The sequence below is a fragment of the Pseudonocardia sp. NPDC049635 genome (assembly GCF_040659795.1).
In the GTDB taxonomy this organism is placed as follows: domain Bacteria; phylum Actinomycetota; class Actinomycetes; order Mycobacteriales; family Pseudonocardiaceae; genus Pseudonocardia.
This window is the reverse complement of the sequence record NZ_JBFAON010000006.1, coordinates 236080-252412: the sequence shown is the minus strand read 5'-3', so window position 1 is coordinate 252412 and position 16333 is coordinate 236080. Positions and strand designations below refer to the sequence as shown.

The window sequence follows — 16333 nt, the reverse complement described above, 5'->3', positions numbered from 1 at the left end:
CATCCTCAAGCGCTACATCAGCCGCGAACTCTTCCGGCTCCTCACAGCCACCCACACATCCCCGATGACCACTTGACAGTCATAGAAGCATCTCACTGGCTCTCCGCGGACCGATTCCGCAGCCGGTTCCCGCACGTCGAGCTGGACCCAGGGGTGCTCTACGTGGACGAGGGGCGGATTCTCACCGCGGCCGGCGAGGCATCCGGGATCGATCTCTGCCTACACCTGATCCGCAGGGACTTCGGGGCGGCGGTCGCCAACGACGTCGCCCGCCGGACCGTGGTGCCGCCCTACCGGGAGGGCGGTCAGGCGCAGTACGTCGCCCGCCCGGTCGCGCCGGTGGGCTCCGGGGCGGGCACTGCCGAGCTGCGCGGGTGGATGCTCGACCGGCTCGATCAGCCGCTGTCGCTCGACGGTCTGGCTGCACGGCTGCACATCAGTGTCCGCACCCTCACCCGCCGGTTCCGCGAGGAGACCGGGTTGAGCCCGCACGAATGGCTGCTGCGCCAACGCGTGGAGCGGGCCCGCGAGCTGCTCGAGCTCGGCGACCTGTCGATCGACCGGATCGCCGTCCGGTGCGGGTTCGGCACGACCGCCGCCCTGCGGAGACACTTCACCGCGCAGCTCGGCGTTCCGCCGGCCACCTACCGCCGGACGTTCCGCGGGAGCGAACAGCGACCGGCCCCACCCGGGCAGCCCCCGCCGGGCGCACCGAGGAGCGCTTTCCCGGACATGACCGTATCGAGTGCGAATCCGAACCCAGGGTGATCTGCTCACACGATGGAATTGCCTGAATTGAGTCCTGGATTTCGGCCGAATACGGTGCACGGCAGCCGATGTGGGCTCCCCCATGTCATCGCATCGGCACCTCGGCGGTCGTTCCCGGCCGCCCACGAACCGACAGGAGAGAATCTGTGCTGAAGAAGGCTGGAATGGTCGTGGCGGCATCGGCCGCGTCGCTGCTCGCGGTGAGCCCGATGGCGTTCGCCTCGGACGACAACGAGATCGACAAGAGCGCCGACGGCCTCGTCGCCGCCGGGAACGGCAACAACCTCGACGTGCCGATCCAGGCCTGCAACAACAACGTTCCGGTCAACGTGCTCGGCGTGCAGGTCCCGGTCGAGGACGCGGCCGCGGGCAACGGCCTCACCGGTGCGCTGGGCCTGCTCGGGTCCGGCCAGGCCAAGAGCGGTGACTCGGTCACCGACCAGTCCGACGTGTGCGCGCAGGAGTCCGGCGCGGGCGACTCGATCGACGGCTGAGCGCTCCGCTCGCGGACGGGTCACGGGACACCGTGACCCGTCCCGCCGGGTCGGGCAGGATCGCCTCGCATGGACCCTCACCGACCCCGGGGAGTTCCTGCGCTGGTTCCGGGCCCACACGTCGACGATGCGGACACCCGCACCGCTTGGGACGGCCTGCTCACGACCCTCGCCGAACTGGACCGTTGAGAGCTCCCACTGGATTCCGGCCCAGCCGGTCCGGGACCTCCGTCCCCCGGCCGGGGTTCGGATTCCCCTGTCGCGCACCGGGCGCGGTACGTGACACTCGGCCTCGAGACATGACGCGGGCGACGGGAAGGGGCCGGACGTGACGGTCGACGGGCAGGGGGTGCCGGCGGTCGTCGTCGGTGTGGACGGCTCGGAGTCGGCGCTGGGTGCGGTGCGCTGGGCCGCCGGGGAGGCGGCCCGCCGGAGCGCACCGTTGCGGCTGGTCGGTGTGCTCGAATGGTCGGCCTACCGGCCGCCGGCCGCCGCCGGGGTGCTCCCCGACGGGGACCGTGACGTGTTGCTGGAGCACCTGCGCAAGGAGCTCACCGGAGCTGCGGCGCAGGCGCGCGCGCTCGTCCCGGAGCTGACCGTCACCTATGACATCCTGATCGGCTCCCCGAAGCGGGCGCTGCTCCAGGAGGCGGGCACGGCAGCGCTGCTGGTGCTCGGCAGTCGTGGTCGCGGCGGGTTCACCGGACTGCTCGCGGGGTCGGTGTCGATGGCGCTGTCGGCGGCCGCGCCGTGCCCCGTGGTCGTCGTCCGGGGGAAGGGCGTGCCGGACGGGCCGGTGGTGGTCGGCGTCGACGGGTCCCCGGAGAGTGCACGCGCGCTGCGCTTCGCCGTCGAGTCGGCGGCCCGACTCGGTGCCCCGGTGCTGGCGGTACGGGCGTGGAGCCACGACCGGATCGATCCCTACGTGCTGGAGCTGGTCCAGTGGGACGGCGTCGAGGACGACGAACGACGGCAGCTGGAGAATTCGGTGCTGCCCGCCCGGCAGGCCCGTCCGGACGTGCCGATCACGACCGAGCTGGTGCGCGGACATCCCGCACAGGCCCTGCTGGCGGCCGGTGAACGGGCACAGCTGCTGGTCGTCGGGTCCCGGGGCAACGGCGGGGTGACCGGGCTGCTGCTCGGCTCGATCAGCCGCTCGGTGCTCCACCACGCGCACTGCCCGGTCGCAGTGCTGACCGAGCCGCCCGAGCCGGCCGTGTCCGATATCCAGCCCTGACCGCGGGCCGGGTGTCGGGTCCACCGCAACCGCGGGCGTCGTGCCGGTGCGACGCCGACCGGTCGTCGCGGGGCGCCGTCGACCACCGGTGACGGGTCCCGTCCGGCCGGCCGGGGCCTCGTCGAGAGCCGTCCCGGTGCCGTGACGGGATACGTCGAGGCCCCGCTCGGCAGGCGCCGCCCGGCGTTACTCCGCCCGGCCCGTGACCCTCGCGAGGAGCGTCTCGGTGTCGTCGGGGAGCGCGTCACCGCGCCACGCCACGTGCCCGTCGGGGCGGACGAGGACGAGATCCCGCTCGTAGACACGTCGGACGTTCGGGTCGTCGAGGGTCAGCAGTTCCAGCGGAACGCCGGCCGCCGCCGCGTCCTTGACCAGCTTGTCCGCAACAGACGCACCGACGAACGAGACGAGGGTGAATCCTGCGCGGAAGTGGTCGAGCGGGGAGGACCCGTCCGCCAACGGCACGTGGGGCGCGCGTGCACCCGGTGTCGTGGTCGGCGAGTAGGTCGCACCGTCGAAGGGTGGCGCGGGTTCGTCGTCGCCCAGCACGACCGGCGAGTCCGCGTAGCGGTACCCCATCTCGACGCCCCAGCTGCCGTGCTCGCCGGTGTTGGCCGCGAAGTACTCGGCGAGCTCCGCACGATGCTTCTCCCCGTCGGGGGTGTCGGCCTCGATGAGGTCGGGATCGGCCAGCTCCTGGGACTTGACGTGGACGCCGAGGTGCCGGAACGACCAGTCCCGTCCCAGGATCGCCACCGGGCGACGCTCGATCTCGTAGCTGTCCAACAACCGCTCCCCACCGAAACCGCGGATCACTGCGGCGAGCTTCCACCCGAGATTGACCGCATCGGCGAAACCGGTGTTGAGCCCGTAACCACCGGTGGGGATGAACTCGTGCGCCGCGTCGCCCGCGACGAACAGCCGCCCCTGCCGGTACCGGTCGGCCACCAGGACGTTGGCCTGCCAGATGCTGCTCTGCAGCACCTCGTCGATCTCCAGGTGCCGCCCGCAGACACTGTCGAGCAGCTCCTGCTTGTCCACGTCCTCGGTCGCGACGCCGTCGGTGATCGCGGTCGTCTGGAGCGTCCAGGTGTCGACCTCGTCCTGGGCGATGATGGCTCCGACCCCGCCTCCCACGAAGAAGGTGTGCCAGAACTGGCCGTGCGAGTGCAGCGTGTCGAGGTCACGGGACTTGAAGTGGACCTGGCAGAACGTGACGACTCCGCGCTCGCCCTCCATCTGCGCGTCGATCACCCGGCGCACGACGGAACCGGCACCGTCGGCACCGACGACGTAGTCGGCGCGGATCCGGAGCTCGGCACCGTCGGTCCGCGAGACGGCGGTGACATCGGCACCGTCGTCGTCCTGGGCGATCGAGGTCACCCGCCACGGACGGACGACCTCGATCCGGGGGTCGGCGAGGCAACGCTCCATGAGTGCGCGCTCGACCTCGATCTGGGTGACCCGCTGCCACGCCTGGGCGGGGGCCGTCCCGTCGGTCGTCTCCCGGATCCACGTCCACATGTCGTCGACGCTCGGGTAGTGCCAGCGCCCCACCTGCGGACCGGCCATGGAACGGGCGAACACCACGTCGAAGGAGTGCTCGGCGGGCACCCCGATCGACCGGATCGTGTCGGCGAGATCGAGCCGATCGAGCAGCTCCATGCTGCGGGCGTTCGTCAGGTCCATCTTCGGGAAGGGCGTGGTGTGCGGCGCCTGCTCGATGAGCGTGCTCGGCACACCGTGCAGGCTCAGCTCCAGGGCGAGCACCATCCCGACCGGGCCCGCGCCGGAGATCACGATGGATCGCCGGTTCGGGGCACCACCGAAGACGAGTGCGGGCTGGGGCGCGGGGGCAGTCATTCAGGGCTCCGATTGGTTCGTGATGTCCGGAGATTGCGGACCGAGCAGAGGCACACCGGTCGTTCATCGAGGCGGTAGGGATGTTCGGGCCTGCCGGCCGCGTCGCGCGGCCGGTCGCAGCGGGGATCTGCGGCCGCTACGGCCTGTGCCCCCCGGCAGCCCGTCGCAGGGCGGAGGGCGTCTCATCGAGCGGACCGTCCGCCACGGGGCGGTGACGCAGGCGACCGTCGACGGGACGGCACGGCCGGCGGACGCACCACGGGGACACCGCTCGCCCTTGGGTCACGGCAGGAAGATCAGGAGTCTGACCCGCCGAGCACGGTTGAAGCGCTCACTGCCGGATACAGCCATGACGTCTCCTTCGACGAGGCCCGGTAGGCAACTGGCTTGGCGTTATAACACCGGTCACAGCTGTTATAGCAGTCGCTCCAGGGCCCGTCAACGACGCCGGAGAGAGCGCGTCCGCACACGGATCCAGGTCAGATCGACGTGCCGACGGCGGCAGTTCACACTCGTTCCGACCTCGACGCCAGGAACAAAAGACCCTTGCTGCTATAACATATACCGGGTAGCGTTCGTCACCGTTCCGGATCCACGCGGCAGCGGGTGTCGTGTCCACGTCCCGCGTTCCCGAGCGTTCCGATCACCTGACGCACGACGCCGCCGAAGCCCTCGAGCTGCACCGCAGCAGCACCATGGCGTGGCGATCACGCCGCAGACATCGCTCCGACCTCGGGAGTCAATGATGACCCACAGTCAGGACACCGCCGGATGGGACCAGGAGGTCGACGTCCTGGTCGCCGGCAGCGGCATCGGCGGGCTCGGCACGGCCGTGATCGCGGCGTCGCACGGTGCCGAGGTGGCCGTCGTGGAGAAGGCTGCCACGATCGGCGGAACCACCGCGAAGTCCGCGGCCTACATGTGGATCCCCAACAACCGCTTCCTGCGCGCATCAGGACGCACGGACCCGCGCCCGGAAGCCTTGCGCTACATGGCCAGGTTGTCCCGGCCGAGGCTCTACGACCCGGACAGCCCGACGCTCGGCCTCCCGGCCTGGGAGTACCGGGGCATCGCAGCCTTCTACGATCACGCTTCCGAGGCGGCCGAGACCTACGAACGGCTCGGGGTCCTCGAGTTCGGACACGCCGCCGACTTCCCGGACTACTACGCGCACATCCAGGAGGACGCGGCACCCACCGGCCGGATCCTGTTCCCTGCCGAGAGCCAGGGCGGCCCGACCGGCGGCCGGGTCCTGGTCGACAAGCTCGCCGAGGCGTGTGAGCGCGCGAACGTTCCGATCACGGTCGAGGCCCGGGTGACCCGGGTGGTGCTCGAGGACGGGGCCGTGGTCGGCGCCGAGATCGAGCAGGCCGGTGTGCTCCGCCGCGTCCGAACGCGGCGCGGCGTCGTGTTCGCGACCGGTGGCTTCACCCAGGACCCGGGCCTGCGCCTGCAGTACCTCGACCAGTCCTACGTGGGTGGTTGCGCGGCCCGGACCAACACCGGTGACCTGCTGTCCATCGCTCGCGAGGCCGGCGCCGACCTGGTGAACCTCAACCTCGGCATGCGCGCGCCGATGGTGTTGGAGCGGTTGGTCGAGGACCCGGCGGGGGTGCGCGGATCCTTCATGATCCCCGGTGACTCGTTGATCGTCGTCAACCGGTTCGGCCGGCGGGTGGTCAGCGAGAAGCTGCCCTACCACGACTTCGCCCGCACGTTCTTCGCGTGGGACGGCCAGCTGGGTACCTACCCGAACAACCCGCTCATCGCGATCTGGGACGAGGCCGCCACACGCTTCGGCGGTGAGGGATTCGGGAACCTGATCCCCGCTCCCGGGGACGACCCGTACTGGGTGGTCACCGCCGATTCCCTGGCCGATCTGGAGCAGGGGATCGCCGCCAGGCTGGACAAGCTCCGCCCACTCACCGGGCAGGCCGAACTCGACGCCGGGTTCGGTACCGCGCTGGCCGGGACGGTCGAACGTTGGAACGGGATGGCGACCGAGGGCGTCGACCACGACTTCGGGCGGGGCAGCACCCCCATCGAACAGGGCCTGAGCGCCTACTTCGGGTGGGGGGACGGACCCAACCCCATGATGGCGCCGCTGTCGGGCAACGGCCCCTACCACGCCACCGTCCTCGGACCGGCCCTGATCGACACTGCCGGGGGCCCACGCTGCGAACCCGACGGGCAGGTGCTCCGACCCGACGGTGACCCGATCCCCGGCCTGTTCGCCGTCGGCAACTGCGCCGCCGCCCCCTCTGGCGAGGCCTACTGGGCCGGTGGCCACACCATCGGCCTCATCCAGTGCTCGGCCTATCTCGCCGGCCGCGCCGTCGCGGCCTGACCAGCTCCGCACGACCACCGATCGAGAGGAACCCACCCATGACGAGCTCGACGACCGACCTGGCCGGTGCGACCCGCGCCTTCTACGCCGAGGTCGACGCGAACGACCCTCAGGTTTTCCAGAAGCGGCTCATCCCGAACGCGGTCTTCGCCTTCAACGACGTCGACCCGGTCACGGGGCCGGAGGCGATCACCGAGTTCGTCGGGTCCTGGAAAGGCAACTTCCGCTCCGTCACCCACGAGCTCGGGCCCCTCACCATCGACACCACGAACAACCGGGTCGGCGTCGAGATCGTCGTCAGCTACGTCTTCCCGGACGGCCACGAGGTGAAGGTGAAGGGTTGCTCCTTCCTCGACTTCGACGGCGATTCGCTCAGCGGCTGGCGCGTCTACGTCGACACGAGCCGCCTGACCTGACGCCACCGCACAGCGCCATGACCCCGGTCGACACCGGACGGGGACAGGACGGACGTGCCGGTGCGAGCACGGCAGCGTCACCTCATCAGATCCACGAGTCCCCGACGGAAGGAAGAACGACATGGGACGCGTGGAGAACAAGGTAACCCTGATCACCGGTGTTGCACGTGGTCAGGGCCGGGCCCATGCGATCCGGCTCGCCGAGGAGGGCGCCGCCAACGCGATCCCCGTCCAGTGGCCGGACTCCGTCGACGTCAGCAACACCGTGCTCCACCTGGCTTCCGACGAGGCCCGCTACGTCACCGGTGTCGCGCTGCCGGCCGATGCCGGCTTCCTTCTCACGTAGCACACCCCAACGTCGTCGTCCTGCTGTCCAGAAGCCGGACCGTCAGTCGGACGCGCGGCACCGACACATCACGAAGGAATACGTGGTATGACCTACGACCTGCAACGTCTCGAGGCGGAAGACGCGATCACCCGCTTGCTGTTCGCCTACTGCGAGGGAATCGACTCGGGGAACCTCGACGACACCGCCCGCCTGTTCGCCGACGGCACCTGGTACCTCGATCCGGACACCCCCCTGCGCGGTTTCGACACCGTCTCCCGATTCCTCTCCGAGAACGTGATCCTCTACAACGGTGTGCCCGCTACCCGCCACACCGTGTCCAACATCCGGATCGACCTGGCCGAGGACCGGCAGTCCGCGGCAGCGCACAGCTATGTCGTCGTGTTCCAGGCCGTACCAGGAACCGCGCCCCACATCATGTTCCAGGGCACCTACGCCGACGTGTTCGCCCGCGACGGGCACGCATGGCGGTTCGACGAGCGCCGGATCCACGCCGACGGTACCGGCGACATGTCATTGCACCTACGGGGCGCCGTCGCCCAGGCGGTCGGAGCAGGCTGAGCATTGCCGCTCCCGCAACCGCCCCCACTTCCCGGAGGATTCTCATGTTCAGCACGATTCTGACCATCAGGAAGAGACGCGACATCTCGCGTGAGGATTTCATCGACTACTACGAGAACACGCACACTGCGCTGATCGGCCGGCTGCTCCCGGCGACGATCCTGCAGTACCGGCGCAACTACATCATCGACGAGGCGCCGTTGTCCCGACGGTTGGCCGAGGGCCGCGGTGACGACACCGAGCTGCCGGACATCGCCGTCATCACCGAAGCTCGCTTCGCCACCCGGGAGGACGCGGAAGCTCTCGTCGACGCGTTCCTGTCCGACGACGTCCTGCCCCGGGTGCTCGCCGACGAGTCCAACTTCATCGAGCCGGGCGGGGTCCGCTGGCGAGTCGTGGAGGTCTACGAATGAGCACGCTCGAATCCGACGTCCGCAGGCTGCTCGACCGCGCCGAGATCAACGACCTGCTCCTGGCCTACGCCCGGTGCGCGGACACCAAGGACTGGACCGGTTTCGCCGACCTCTTCACCGACGACGGTCACCTCGTCCTGCCGTTCGGCAGGCTGGAGAAGAAGGACATGGCCCGCACCGTCGCCGCCGTGCTCGCCCCGTGGCAGGCCACCCAGCACCTGTTCGCCAACGTCGCGATCACCATCGACGGGGACCACGCCACGACCAACCACTACCTGCAGGCCACCCACGTACCGGATGCGGACAACGCCTCCGAGCACGCCGATATCGGTGGTTGGTACGACAACACCTGCCGCCGTACCCCGCGCGGCTGGAAGCTGGTCTCGGTGGACCTCACCTTCGTCTGGCACGACGGCATCCCTTTCGTGCCCGGTGAGCTGTAGGGAGACGACCGGCCTCTGAGAGGTGAGCGCTCGGACCGCGGGCAGGTCCAGGCACAACGGCCCTGACGCCGGGGGCTGCCCGCGGCACCTCCACTCGCTGACCGATGCCCACACAGATGCCGCTGCACTCGTGACCGCTGGCGGCGACCGGTCGACCTCCCGCCGGATCAGGTCCGGTGGGCGACCACGGTGAGCTCGATGTCGACCATCCGGGACACCCCCGCGAGCGGAGGCAGCATGGGGAAGACCGTGCGATCGAGGCGGGTACTCGCCGCGATGTGCAACCGGTCCCCCTCGCAGTGCGACGTGGTGATCGCCATCGGCACGGACCTGCTGGTCCCGCGCACGGTCACCGTGCAGTCGACGGTGTCGGAACCGAGATCCGCGTCCGTCGCGGAGAGAGTGATCTGCGGATACCGCTTCGTGTGCAGGTAATGGGAGCTGCGCAGATGCCAGTCACGTGCTCCGACCCCGGTGGCGACCCGGTCCGCGGCGACCGCCCCTTCCCCGCTGAGCCGGCCACCGCGGACATGCAGGGTCCCGGCGACGACGGGCATCGTCCCGCGGACCCAGAGCAGGGTGAAGGCCTTGGCCCGGAACCGCAGTGCACACGCGGCCGGATCGACGGCGTAGGTTCCGTCGGGCACCGTGCCGTCACGGCGCCCGGGGGGTGTGGGGCGGATCTCGGTCATGTGTCCTCCTGACTGGTGGCATTCACTCGGGCGCGGGCCTGCGGCGAACCGGGGACGGGCCAACGGCCCGGTGGTACGGCCGGCACGAGGCTCGGACCGATCGAGTGTTCGCGCCGTCGTTGCTCGTCGACCGGCGCTCGACCCGATCGGATCGCGACGGGCACCGCCCGGCAGCCGGGCGCGCGAGCAGGCCGGACCCGCTGCTGGATGCGTACCGGCTGCCGGGCGCCCGTCCGTCGAACCCGTACCCCGGGCCGGCCCGGTCAGGAGGCGTCGGTGACCGGGGACGGATCCATGTAGATGAGGTACTCGACGACCTTGTCCCCGTCGATACGGGTCCGCGTCACGGCAGGCAGGGTGAAGCTGGCCCCGCTCTGCATGGTGTAGGTGACGTTCACCCGTAGCGCGGCGGTGTCGTCGTTGTAGAACTCCTCCAGGATGTCGTGCTTCATCCCTGCGACGGAGCCGAGGTACCGACCGACCCACGCCATGATGGCGTCCTTGCCGGTCACGACCTCGGAGTTGCCCATCCGGAACTCGGTCTCCGGGGTGAAGAACTCGAAGAACGCCGGGATGTCGGTGTCGGCGGCCTCCAGCAGCCGGCGGGCGACGGTCATGTCAGGGGCTGTGTCGACGGGCATGGGGCACTCCGGTGTGCAGTGGTGCAGTGATGGGTGGTCGGGGGTCCGTCTGACGAGGCGGTCAGTACACCTCGGGCAGCAGGATGTCGGCGGGCGGGTTCTCCGGTGCGTACTTCCCCGCGTGGGCCCCGGCGTGGATCTCGTCCTTCGACAGACCCTGCTCCCTGGCCTCGACGAGCTTGTCCGGGTCGAAGAACTGACCGATGGGGTTCTCGGCGAACTCGCGGGAGGCCCACATCCACTCCTTCGACACCGCCCAGTCGCCGAACGCGTCGACCTGGATCTCCACGCCGTTGCCCTCCGGGTCGGCGTAGTACATCGACATCGTGATGCCGTGGTCGAGGCACATGAACGGGACGATGCCCTCGTCCTTGAGCCGGCTGTAGTTGTCCAGCCACTGGTCGAAGTTCGCGTACTCGAACGCCGTGTGGTGCAACCCGGCGCTGGTCGGCTTGTCGACCGGCTTCTTGATCGCGGGATGGGCGACGAAGGCGACCCGGTGGTTCGCCTCGTCGTTGGTCAGCCAGGCGGCGCCCTCGCTGTAGTGCACCGGGGTCAGCCCGGCGACCTTCTCGTACCACGCGACCATCTCGTCGAGCTTGAGTGTCAAGAAGGTCGAGTGGTGCAGCTTCGGCGCGATCACCGGGCGCGGCTTACGGGCGGGGGCGGCCATGACGATTCTCCTCGCGAGGACGGGGGTGGATGCTCCGCAACGACCGGCGACCGGTCCGCCGGAGGGGGATACCGGGGTGCCAGGTTCTGGACCTGCACCTCGCGGCGAACATCAGGGTCCGGCCAGGGGCACGTCCGGGCAGCGCGTGACGTCGGTGAAGACGAGCATCATCGTTGACACCTCGTGGTCGGATCCCTGGACCGGCGGGCGGGCCGCCGCTGGTGGCCCTGATTCGCGACCCATGGTACCGCTTGATATTCGTTATAACAACATCTGACCGAGCGGGTTCCCGCCCTTCCCTGACGCCGGGCGGTGGTGCATGTTATCTCATATAGCGTTGCGCGCCGCGAGCGCGGACGTCACCCACCACACCGGCACGGTTGCCGCCGCCGGGATGCTCGACGAGGGAGAAGGCTGACCGTGGACGAGTCCGACCGGATGCTGACCGAATGGCAGTTGACCGGGTTGAGCCAACGCTTCGCCTATTTCCTGGACAACAACGACTTCGAGGCCATGATCGATCTCTTCGCCCCGGACGGGGTGTTCGACCGCGGCGGCACGCCGCTGCGCGGGCACGACGAGATCCGCACCGCGATGCGTGACCGCCCGGCGCTCACGACGCGCCACCTGCTGACGAACTTCCACTTCCCGGAGCTGACCGCCGACTCGGCGACCGGTGTCATCGGATCCCTGGTGCTCCACGGCCCGATGGCCGACGGTGAGGGCCCGGTGACCTACGCGACCGAGCAGGGCCGGGTGGTGGAGTTCCACGACCGCTACTCGCTCACCCACGCGGGCTGGCGACTGGCGTCCCGCGAGGTGCGTCCGATCCTGCAGCCGGAGATCTGGCCGTAGAGCGGCTGACGGCCTCCCCGGCCGGCCGGCCCGTCCTCCGGGGCAGGACGGTGCCGGCGGCCGGGTCGGAGCGGGTCAGCGTGCCTCGGCCGCGGGATCGACCGAGGGCTCCAGAGCGTGCAGGGCGATCTGCTCGTTGTGCGCGAGGTGGTCGTGCACGGCCTGGCGAACCACCTCGACATCGCGGCTGCGGAAGGCTCGGAGCAGGTCGTGATGAGCATGCTCGCGACGACCGTGCTCACGGGGGTCCGGGTCGAGCCGGCCGAACCCGATCCGGATGTAGCGCTCGGCCGCCCGCCAGAGGGTGCCCAGGATACGGGTGTCCCACTCGGTCGCCGCGGGCTTGAGCAACGCCAGGTGGAAGACGTGGTGGGCCTCGTAGATCTCGTCGATTCCGCGGTCATGGTCACCGAACTCGGTGGCCTGCCGGTCGAGACGGTCCAGCTCGGCGTCGGTGAGCAGCGGACACGCCCGGGCGGCGAGATTGGGTTCCAGATCGTGCCGCAGCCGGTAGATGGCATGCAGATCGTCCAGGTCCAGGGGCGCCACCATCGAGCTCCGCCCCGGCCGGTTGATCACCAGGCCCTCCGCTTCGAGACTGCGCAGGGCCTCACGAACGGGGATGAAACTGACGTTGAGCATTCCTGCGATCTCGCGGAGCGAGAACTCCTGCCCGGGTGCCAGCGCTCCGTTGACGATCGAGCGACGCAACTCGAAGGTGACCAGCTCGGCGACCGACCGCGACTCGATCGGCCGCACCGTCGAACCCGACGACGCCATGAACGCTCCCACTCTCTGCACGGGGATCGTCCCGCACGGTGTTATGCATGATAGCTCCCGTGCGGGCGTGGCCGGGCCGGAAGGCAGCCCGGCCCGTCGACGGATCGACGACCCGCCGACGGAGACCGGGTACGCGCCGTCAGATCAGCCGGTCCTCCAGGGGCAGGCCGAGGGCTTGCCTACCGATGGTCTCCGCGGCGGTGTCGATGTCGAGGAAGGCATGCACGGACACCACGTTGATGTCGCGGAAGAAGCGTTGCAGCGGTGAGTGCGTGCGGAAACCGTCGCCGCCGATCCCACGGACGACGTCGTTGACCGCATCCCGGCACAGATTGCTGATGAAGGCGCCCCTGAGCTTCATCTCGGCCCGGTCGCCCGGGTCCGCCCGGGTCGGACGGCGATCCAGGATGCGGTCCACGTAGTGCCGCAGGAGCGCTTCGGCCGCATCGGCCGAGGCGAGTGCCCGACCCAGGCGGATCTGAGCCGCCTGCTTGCCCACGGCCTTCTCCTGGCTGATCGTGCCCTGCCGCTCGGCGGTGCGGGTCGTGAAGGCGGCGGTGGCACCGCGGAGCGCACCCACCACCACGGGCACCACCTCGCACATCGTGAACGGCACGAACGGCAGCTGGTACATCGGGTTCGGGTGCAGCAGCTGTCCCTCGGCGGTGCCGTTCAGGGCGTCCACGAACGAGGCCGCCCGGTACTCGGGGACGAACACCTCCTCCACCCGGACGTCGTTGCTCCCCGTGCCCGCCATGCCGCTGATGTGCCAGGTGTCGACCACCTCGGTCTGTTCGCGCGGCACCATGAACAGCGTCGGAGCGGGCACGCCGTCATCCACGACCACGCCCATGAACATGATCCACTCGGCATGGACCGACCCGGAGCTCCAGGCCGTCTGGCCGGAGATGACGTACCCGCCGGGCACCCGGCGGGCTTCGCGGATCGGCGCCGCCTGGCCGGCGCCGAGGACGTAGGGCTTGTCGGCGAAGATCTCCCGTTGGACCTTCTCCCCGAACAGGTTCGCCCGCCACGCCGCACCGATGTAGAAGGCGGCCACCCATCCGGTGGACGGGCATCCGGCGCTCAGCGTCCGGATGATGTCGGTCATGTCGTGCAGACCGAGCTCGTACCCGCCGTAGACCTTCGGGACCACGGCCGAGAGCAGCCCCGAGTCGACGAGGTCGCGAACGGACTCGTCGAGCGGCGCCCGGTTCGCCTCGGTCCGGGCCGCACGTCCGGCGAACACCGGCGCGAGCTCGCGCGCCCGCTCACGCAGCTCGGCGGCGACCCGGTCGGTCGACCGCTGGGCGAGGATCTCTGTCATCTGTGTGACCTTTCGTCATGCGGCTGTCGTAGCCGCGACGGTGCTGCAGCTGCACTGAGGCCCCGGCTCGGGCCGACCACGCCTTCCTCGACGGGGCCCGAACCCCGGTGCCGGCAGCGTCGACGAGTCCGTGGACACCGCCCTCAGATCAGGTCGAGCGCGGCCGCGACGATGCGGTCGCTGTCGAGGCCGTGGTGCCGGTACACCGAGTCCAGGTCGCCGGACTGTCCGAACCGTGTGACACCGAGATGGGTTGCCCGGACGTTGTTGATCCCCGCCAGGAACGCGAGGGTGTGCGGATGGCCGTCGAGCACGGTGACCAGGGGGGCCGCCCGGCGGGCCGGGAACGCGGCCTCCAGGATCCAGGTCTCGGTGCGGGGACCGCGCGCCGGGGCTCCGGCACGTGCCTGCACGGCGTCGAAGAGCAGACCGGGGCTGGTCACGCACACCACATCGACCGCGGTACCCATCTTCTCGAGCCGCTCCGCCGCGGCGAGTGCCTCCGGAGTGACGGCGCCCATGACCGCGAGGGTGACCGCGGGTGCCCCGGCGCCCGTCCGACGGATCGGGTAGGCGCCGGCGACGACCTGCCGTCGGCGCCGTTCCCGGGCCGCGGGGTCGGTGGGCACCGCGGCGAGGGTCTGGTCGACCGGGCGGGTCGAGAGCCGCAGGTACGCACTGCTGCCGTCCGGGCGCCCGAGCCGGGCCAGCGAGGCGAACAGCGTCCACTCCGTGTCGACCGCGAACGCCGGCTCGTAGGTGATGCAGCCCGGTTGCTCCAGTCCCACCGACGGGGTGGTGATCGACTGGTGGGCGCCGCCCTCCGGTGCCAGGGTCACCCCGGACGGGGTTCCCACCAGGATCGACTGTCCACCTGCATAGATTCCGTAGGACCAGGGCTCCAGCGCCCGCTCGACGAACGGGTCGTAGAGCACCCCGATCGGCAGCAGAGGCTGGCCCCAGCGGCTCCAGGTGGCACCGAGCTCGCCCAGTAGCCCCACCAGGTTGCCCTCGGCTATCCCCAGCTCCACGTGCTGTCCGGTCGGCTTCTCCCGCCAGTGCAGGATCGTCTCCGGGTCGTCCTCGAACCAGTTGCGCCGCTCGTCCGACGACCACACACCGACCTTGTTCACCCAGCCGCCGAGGTTCGTCGACGACGAGACGTCCGGGCACAGGGTCACGACGCGGCGGGCCGCCTCGGGAGCGGATCGGGTCAGGTCGAGCAGCGCGCGGCCCAACGCGGCCTGCGTGGTCGCCGTACCCGACGGGGTGCGCCCGGTGTCGGTCGGGAGCGGGCCGACCGGCGTGTACTCACGAGGCTCGCGGCGCAGCCGCTCAGCTGCCACCGCGCACGCCCGGCCCGCGGGGCTGTCCGCGGCGAACTTCTGCCACGGGTCGTCGAGAGAGGTCCCGCACCGCTCGGCCAGCTCGGCGATCTGCTCCGCGGACAGCAGCGAGGAGTGGTTCTGCGGGTGGCCCTCACTGGCCAGGCCGCGCCCCTTCACCGTGTAGGCGAAGATCACCGTCGGTCGGGTGTCGTCGATCGCGCCGAAGACGTCACCCACCGCCCGCATGTCGTGGCCACCCAGGTTCCGGATCGCCGCGTGCAGCGTGTCGTCGTCGAGCGTCGCGACGAGCTCCTGCACTTCCGGGGTGTCGGGTAGCCGCTTCCGCAGTTCCGCCGGGGTGCAGCGCAGCAGCCGCTGGTACTCCGGGTTGGTCATGTCGTCGATCCGGCGGCGTAGCGCACCACCTCCCGGCCGGGCGAACAGCTCGTTCAGCAGCCGGCCGTACTTCACGGTGAGGACCTGCCAACCGGCCGCCTCGAACATGCCCTGCAGCCGGGGCGCACCGATGTCGGGGACCACCCGGTCCAGGCTCTGCCGGTTGAGGTCGACGATCCACACCACCTCGCCGAGCTCGCCGACCATCGGGTCGAGCACGGCCTCCCACACCGCACCCTCGTCGAGCTCGGCGTCACCGACCAGGGAGTACTGACGCCCGGTACCGGCGTCCCCGCCGTGGGAGTTGACGTAGCGACGCGACAGCGCGCCCCAGACGGGAGCCGTGGCTCCGATACCGACCGACCCGGTGGAGTAGTCCACGGTGTCGGGGTCCTTGGAGCGCGACGGGTAGGACTGGAGCCCGCCGAACGAACGCAGCGTGGTGAGGTAGGCCTCGTCGAGGTCCCCGAGCAGGTAGTTGATCGCGTGCAGCACCGGTGAGGCGTGCGGTTTGACCGACACCCGGTCCTCGGCACGCAGATGTTCGAAGTACAACGCCGTCATCAGGGTGGTCATCGAGGCGCACGACGCCTGGTGCCCGCCCACCTTCAGCCCGGTCGGGTTCGGGCGCACCCGGTTGGCGTGGTCGATGATCGCCGTGGACAACCACAGCACCCGACGTTCGATGTCCTCGAGCACCGCGAGGCGCCCCGGGTCCTGTTCGAGCGGGGTGAGGGCAGCCGTCATGACGGC

17 protein-coding genes are annotated in these 16333 nt (G+C 70.1%); 10 read left to right on the top strand and 7 right to left on the bottom strand.

Annotation, left to right across the window (positions count from 1 at the left end; all coding sequences use genetic code 11):
• Nucleotides 1-162: 162 nt before the first annotated feature.
• From AB0J24_RS10825 to AB0J24_RS10815, 3 genes are all read left to right on the top strand, one after another.
• A complete protein-coding gene (locus tag AB0J24_RS10825) occupies nucleotides 163-768 on the top strand; it encodes a helix-turn-helix domain-containing protein (protein ID WP_358678746.1) in 606 nt (201 codons plus the stop codon).
• Nucleotides 769-914: 146 nt separating this feature from the next.
• On the top strand, nucleotides 915-1262 hold the full coding sequence (locus AB0J24_RS10820) for a hypothetical protein (protein ID WP_358678743.1): 348 nt from the start codon (nucleotides 915-917) through the stop codon (nucleotides 1260-1262).
• Between the two features lie 328 nt (nucleotides 1263-1590).
• Nucleotides 1591-2499 (top strand): universal stress protein, encoded by a 909-nt coding sequence (locus tag AB0J24_RS10815; protein WP_358678741.1) that lies wholly within the window; start codon nucleotides 1591-1593, stop codon nucleotides 2497-2499.
• A gap of 186 nt (nucleotides 2500-2685) precedes the next feature.
• On the opposite strand, the gene AB0J24_RS10810 is transcribed toward AB0J24_RS10815, so the two are convergent.
• Nucleotides 2686-4362 (bottom strand): FAD-dependent monooxygenase, encoded by a 1677-nt coding sequence (locus AB0J24_RS10810; RefSeq protein WP_358678738.1) that lies wholly within the window; start codon nucleotides 4360-4362, stop codon nucleotides 2686-2688.
• Between the two features lie 745 nt (nucleotides 4363-5107).
• Here AB0J24_RS10810 and AB0J24_RS10805 point away from each other — a divergent pair.
• The 6 genes from AB0J24_RS10805 to AB0J24_RS10780 all read left to right on the top strand — a co-directional run bounded on the left by AB0J24_RS10805 (nucleotide 5108) and on the right by AB0J24_RS10780 (nucleotide 8888).
• Nucleotides 5108-6709: an FAD-dependent oxidoreductase gene (locus AB0J24_RS10805; protein WP_358678735.1), complete on the top strand. Its 1602-nt coding sequence runs from the start codon at nucleotides 5108-5110 to the stop codon at nucleotides 6707-6709.
• Nucleotides 6710-6747: 38 nt separating this feature from the next.
• Nucleotides 6748-7125: a nuclear transport factor 2 family protein gene (locus AB0J24_RS10800; RefSeq protein ID WP_358678732.1), complete on the top strand. Its 378-nt coding sequence runs from the start codon at nucleotides 6748-6750 to the stop codon at nucleotides 7123-7125.
• 121 nt (nucleotides 7126-7246) lie between these two features.
• Nucleotides 7247-7471: a hypothetical protein gene (locus AB0J24_RS10795; RefSeq protein WP_358678729.1), complete on the top strand. Its 225-nt coding sequence runs from the start codon at nucleotides 7247-7249 to the stop codon at nucleotides 7469-7471.
• 87 nt (nucleotides 7472-7558) lie between these two features.
• Nucleotides 7559-8032 carry a nuclear transport factor 2 family protein gene (locus AB0J24_RS10790; RefSeq protein WP_358678726.1) on the top strand — a complete coding sequence of 158 codons (474 nt, stop codon included), beginning with the start codon at nucleotides 7559-7561 and terminating at the stop codon, nucleotides 8030-8032.
• A gap of 44 nt (nucleotides 8033-8076) precedes the next feature.
• Entirely contained in the window at nucleotides 8077-8445 is a 369-nt protein-coding gene (locus AB0J24_RS10785) for an EthD domain-containing protein (protein ID WP_358678723.1), read from the top strand.
• Entirely contained in the window at nucleotides 8442-8888 is a 447-nt protein-coding gene (locus AB0J24_RS10780) for a nuclear transport factor 2 family protein (protein ID WP_358678720.1), read from the top strand. Before AB0J24_RS10785 ends, AB0J24_RS10780 begins: the two co-directional genes overlap by 4 nt.
• Nucleotides 8889-9055: 167 nt before the next feature.
• Here the strand turns inward: AB0J24_RS10780 and AB0J24_RS10775 are convergent, their stop codons facing one another.
• From AB0J24_RS10775 to AB0J24_RS10765, 3 genes are all read right to left on the bottom strand, one after another.
• Nucleotides 9056-9580: a YceI family protein gene (locus tag AB0J24_RS10775; RefSeq protein WP_358678717.1), complete on the bottom strand. Its 525-nt coding sequence runs from the start codon at nucleotides 9578-9580 to the stop codon at nucleotides 9056-9058.
• A 263-nt stretch (nucleotides 9581-9843) separates the two neighbouring features.
• Nucleotides 9844-10221 carry a nuclear transport factor 2 family protein gene (locus AB0J24_RS10770; RefSeq protein WP_358678714.1) on the bottom strand — a complete coding sequence of 126 codons (378 nt, stop codon included), beginning with the start codon at nucleotides 10219-10221 and terminating at the stop codon, nucleotides 9844-9846.
• Nucleotides 10222-10282: 61 nt separating this feature from the next.
• Nucleotides 10283-10894, bottom strand: coding sequence for a VOC family protein (locus AB0J24_RS10765; RefSeq protein WP_358678711.1), 612 nt, complete (start codon nucleotides 10892-10894; stop codon nucleotides 10283-10285).
• A 420-nt stretch (nucleotides 10895-11314) separates the two neighbouring features.
• Between AB0J24_RS10765 and AB0J24_RS10760 the strand changes: the two genes are divergently transcribed.
• Nucleotides 11315-11749: a nuclear transport factor 2 family protein gene (locus AB0J24_RS10760; protein ID WP_358678708.1), complete on the top strand. Its 435-nt coding sequence runs from the start codon at nucleotides 11315-11317 to the stop codon at nucleotides 11747-11749.
• A 75-nt stretch (nucleotides 11750-11824) separates the two neighbouring features.
• Here AB0J24_RS10760 and AB0J24_RS10755 read toward each other — a convergent pair whose 3' ends face one another.
• The 3 genes from AB0J24_RS10755 to AB0J24_RS10745 all read right to left on the bottom strand — a co-directional run bounded on the left by AB0J24_RS10755 (nucleotide 11825) and on the right by AB0J24_RS10745 (nucleotide 16327).
• Nucleotides 11825-12529 carry a GntR family transcriptional regulator gene (locus tag AB0J24_RS10755; RefSeq protein WP_358678705.1) on the bottom strand — a complete coding sequence of 235 codons (705 nt, stop codon included), beginning with the start codon at nucleotides 12527-12529 and terminating at the stop codon, nucleotides 11825-11827.
• A gap of 139 nt (nucleotides 12530-12668) precedes the next feature.
• Nucleotides 12669-13856 (bottom strand): acyl-CoA dehydrogenase family protein, encoded by a 1188-nt coding sequence (locus tag AB0J24_RS10750; protein ID WP_358678702.1) that lies wholly within the window; start codon nucleotides 13854-13856, stop codon nucleotides 12669-12671.
• A 143-nt stretch (nucleotides 13857-13999) separates the two neighbouring features.
• Nucleotides 14000-16327, bottom strand: coding sequence for a pyruvate dehydrogenase (locus tag AB0J24_RS10745; protein ID WP_358678699.1), 2328 nt, complete (start codon nucleotides 16325-16327; stop codon nucleotides 14000-14002).
• Between the last annotated feature and the right edge of the window lie 6 nt (nucleotides 16328-16333).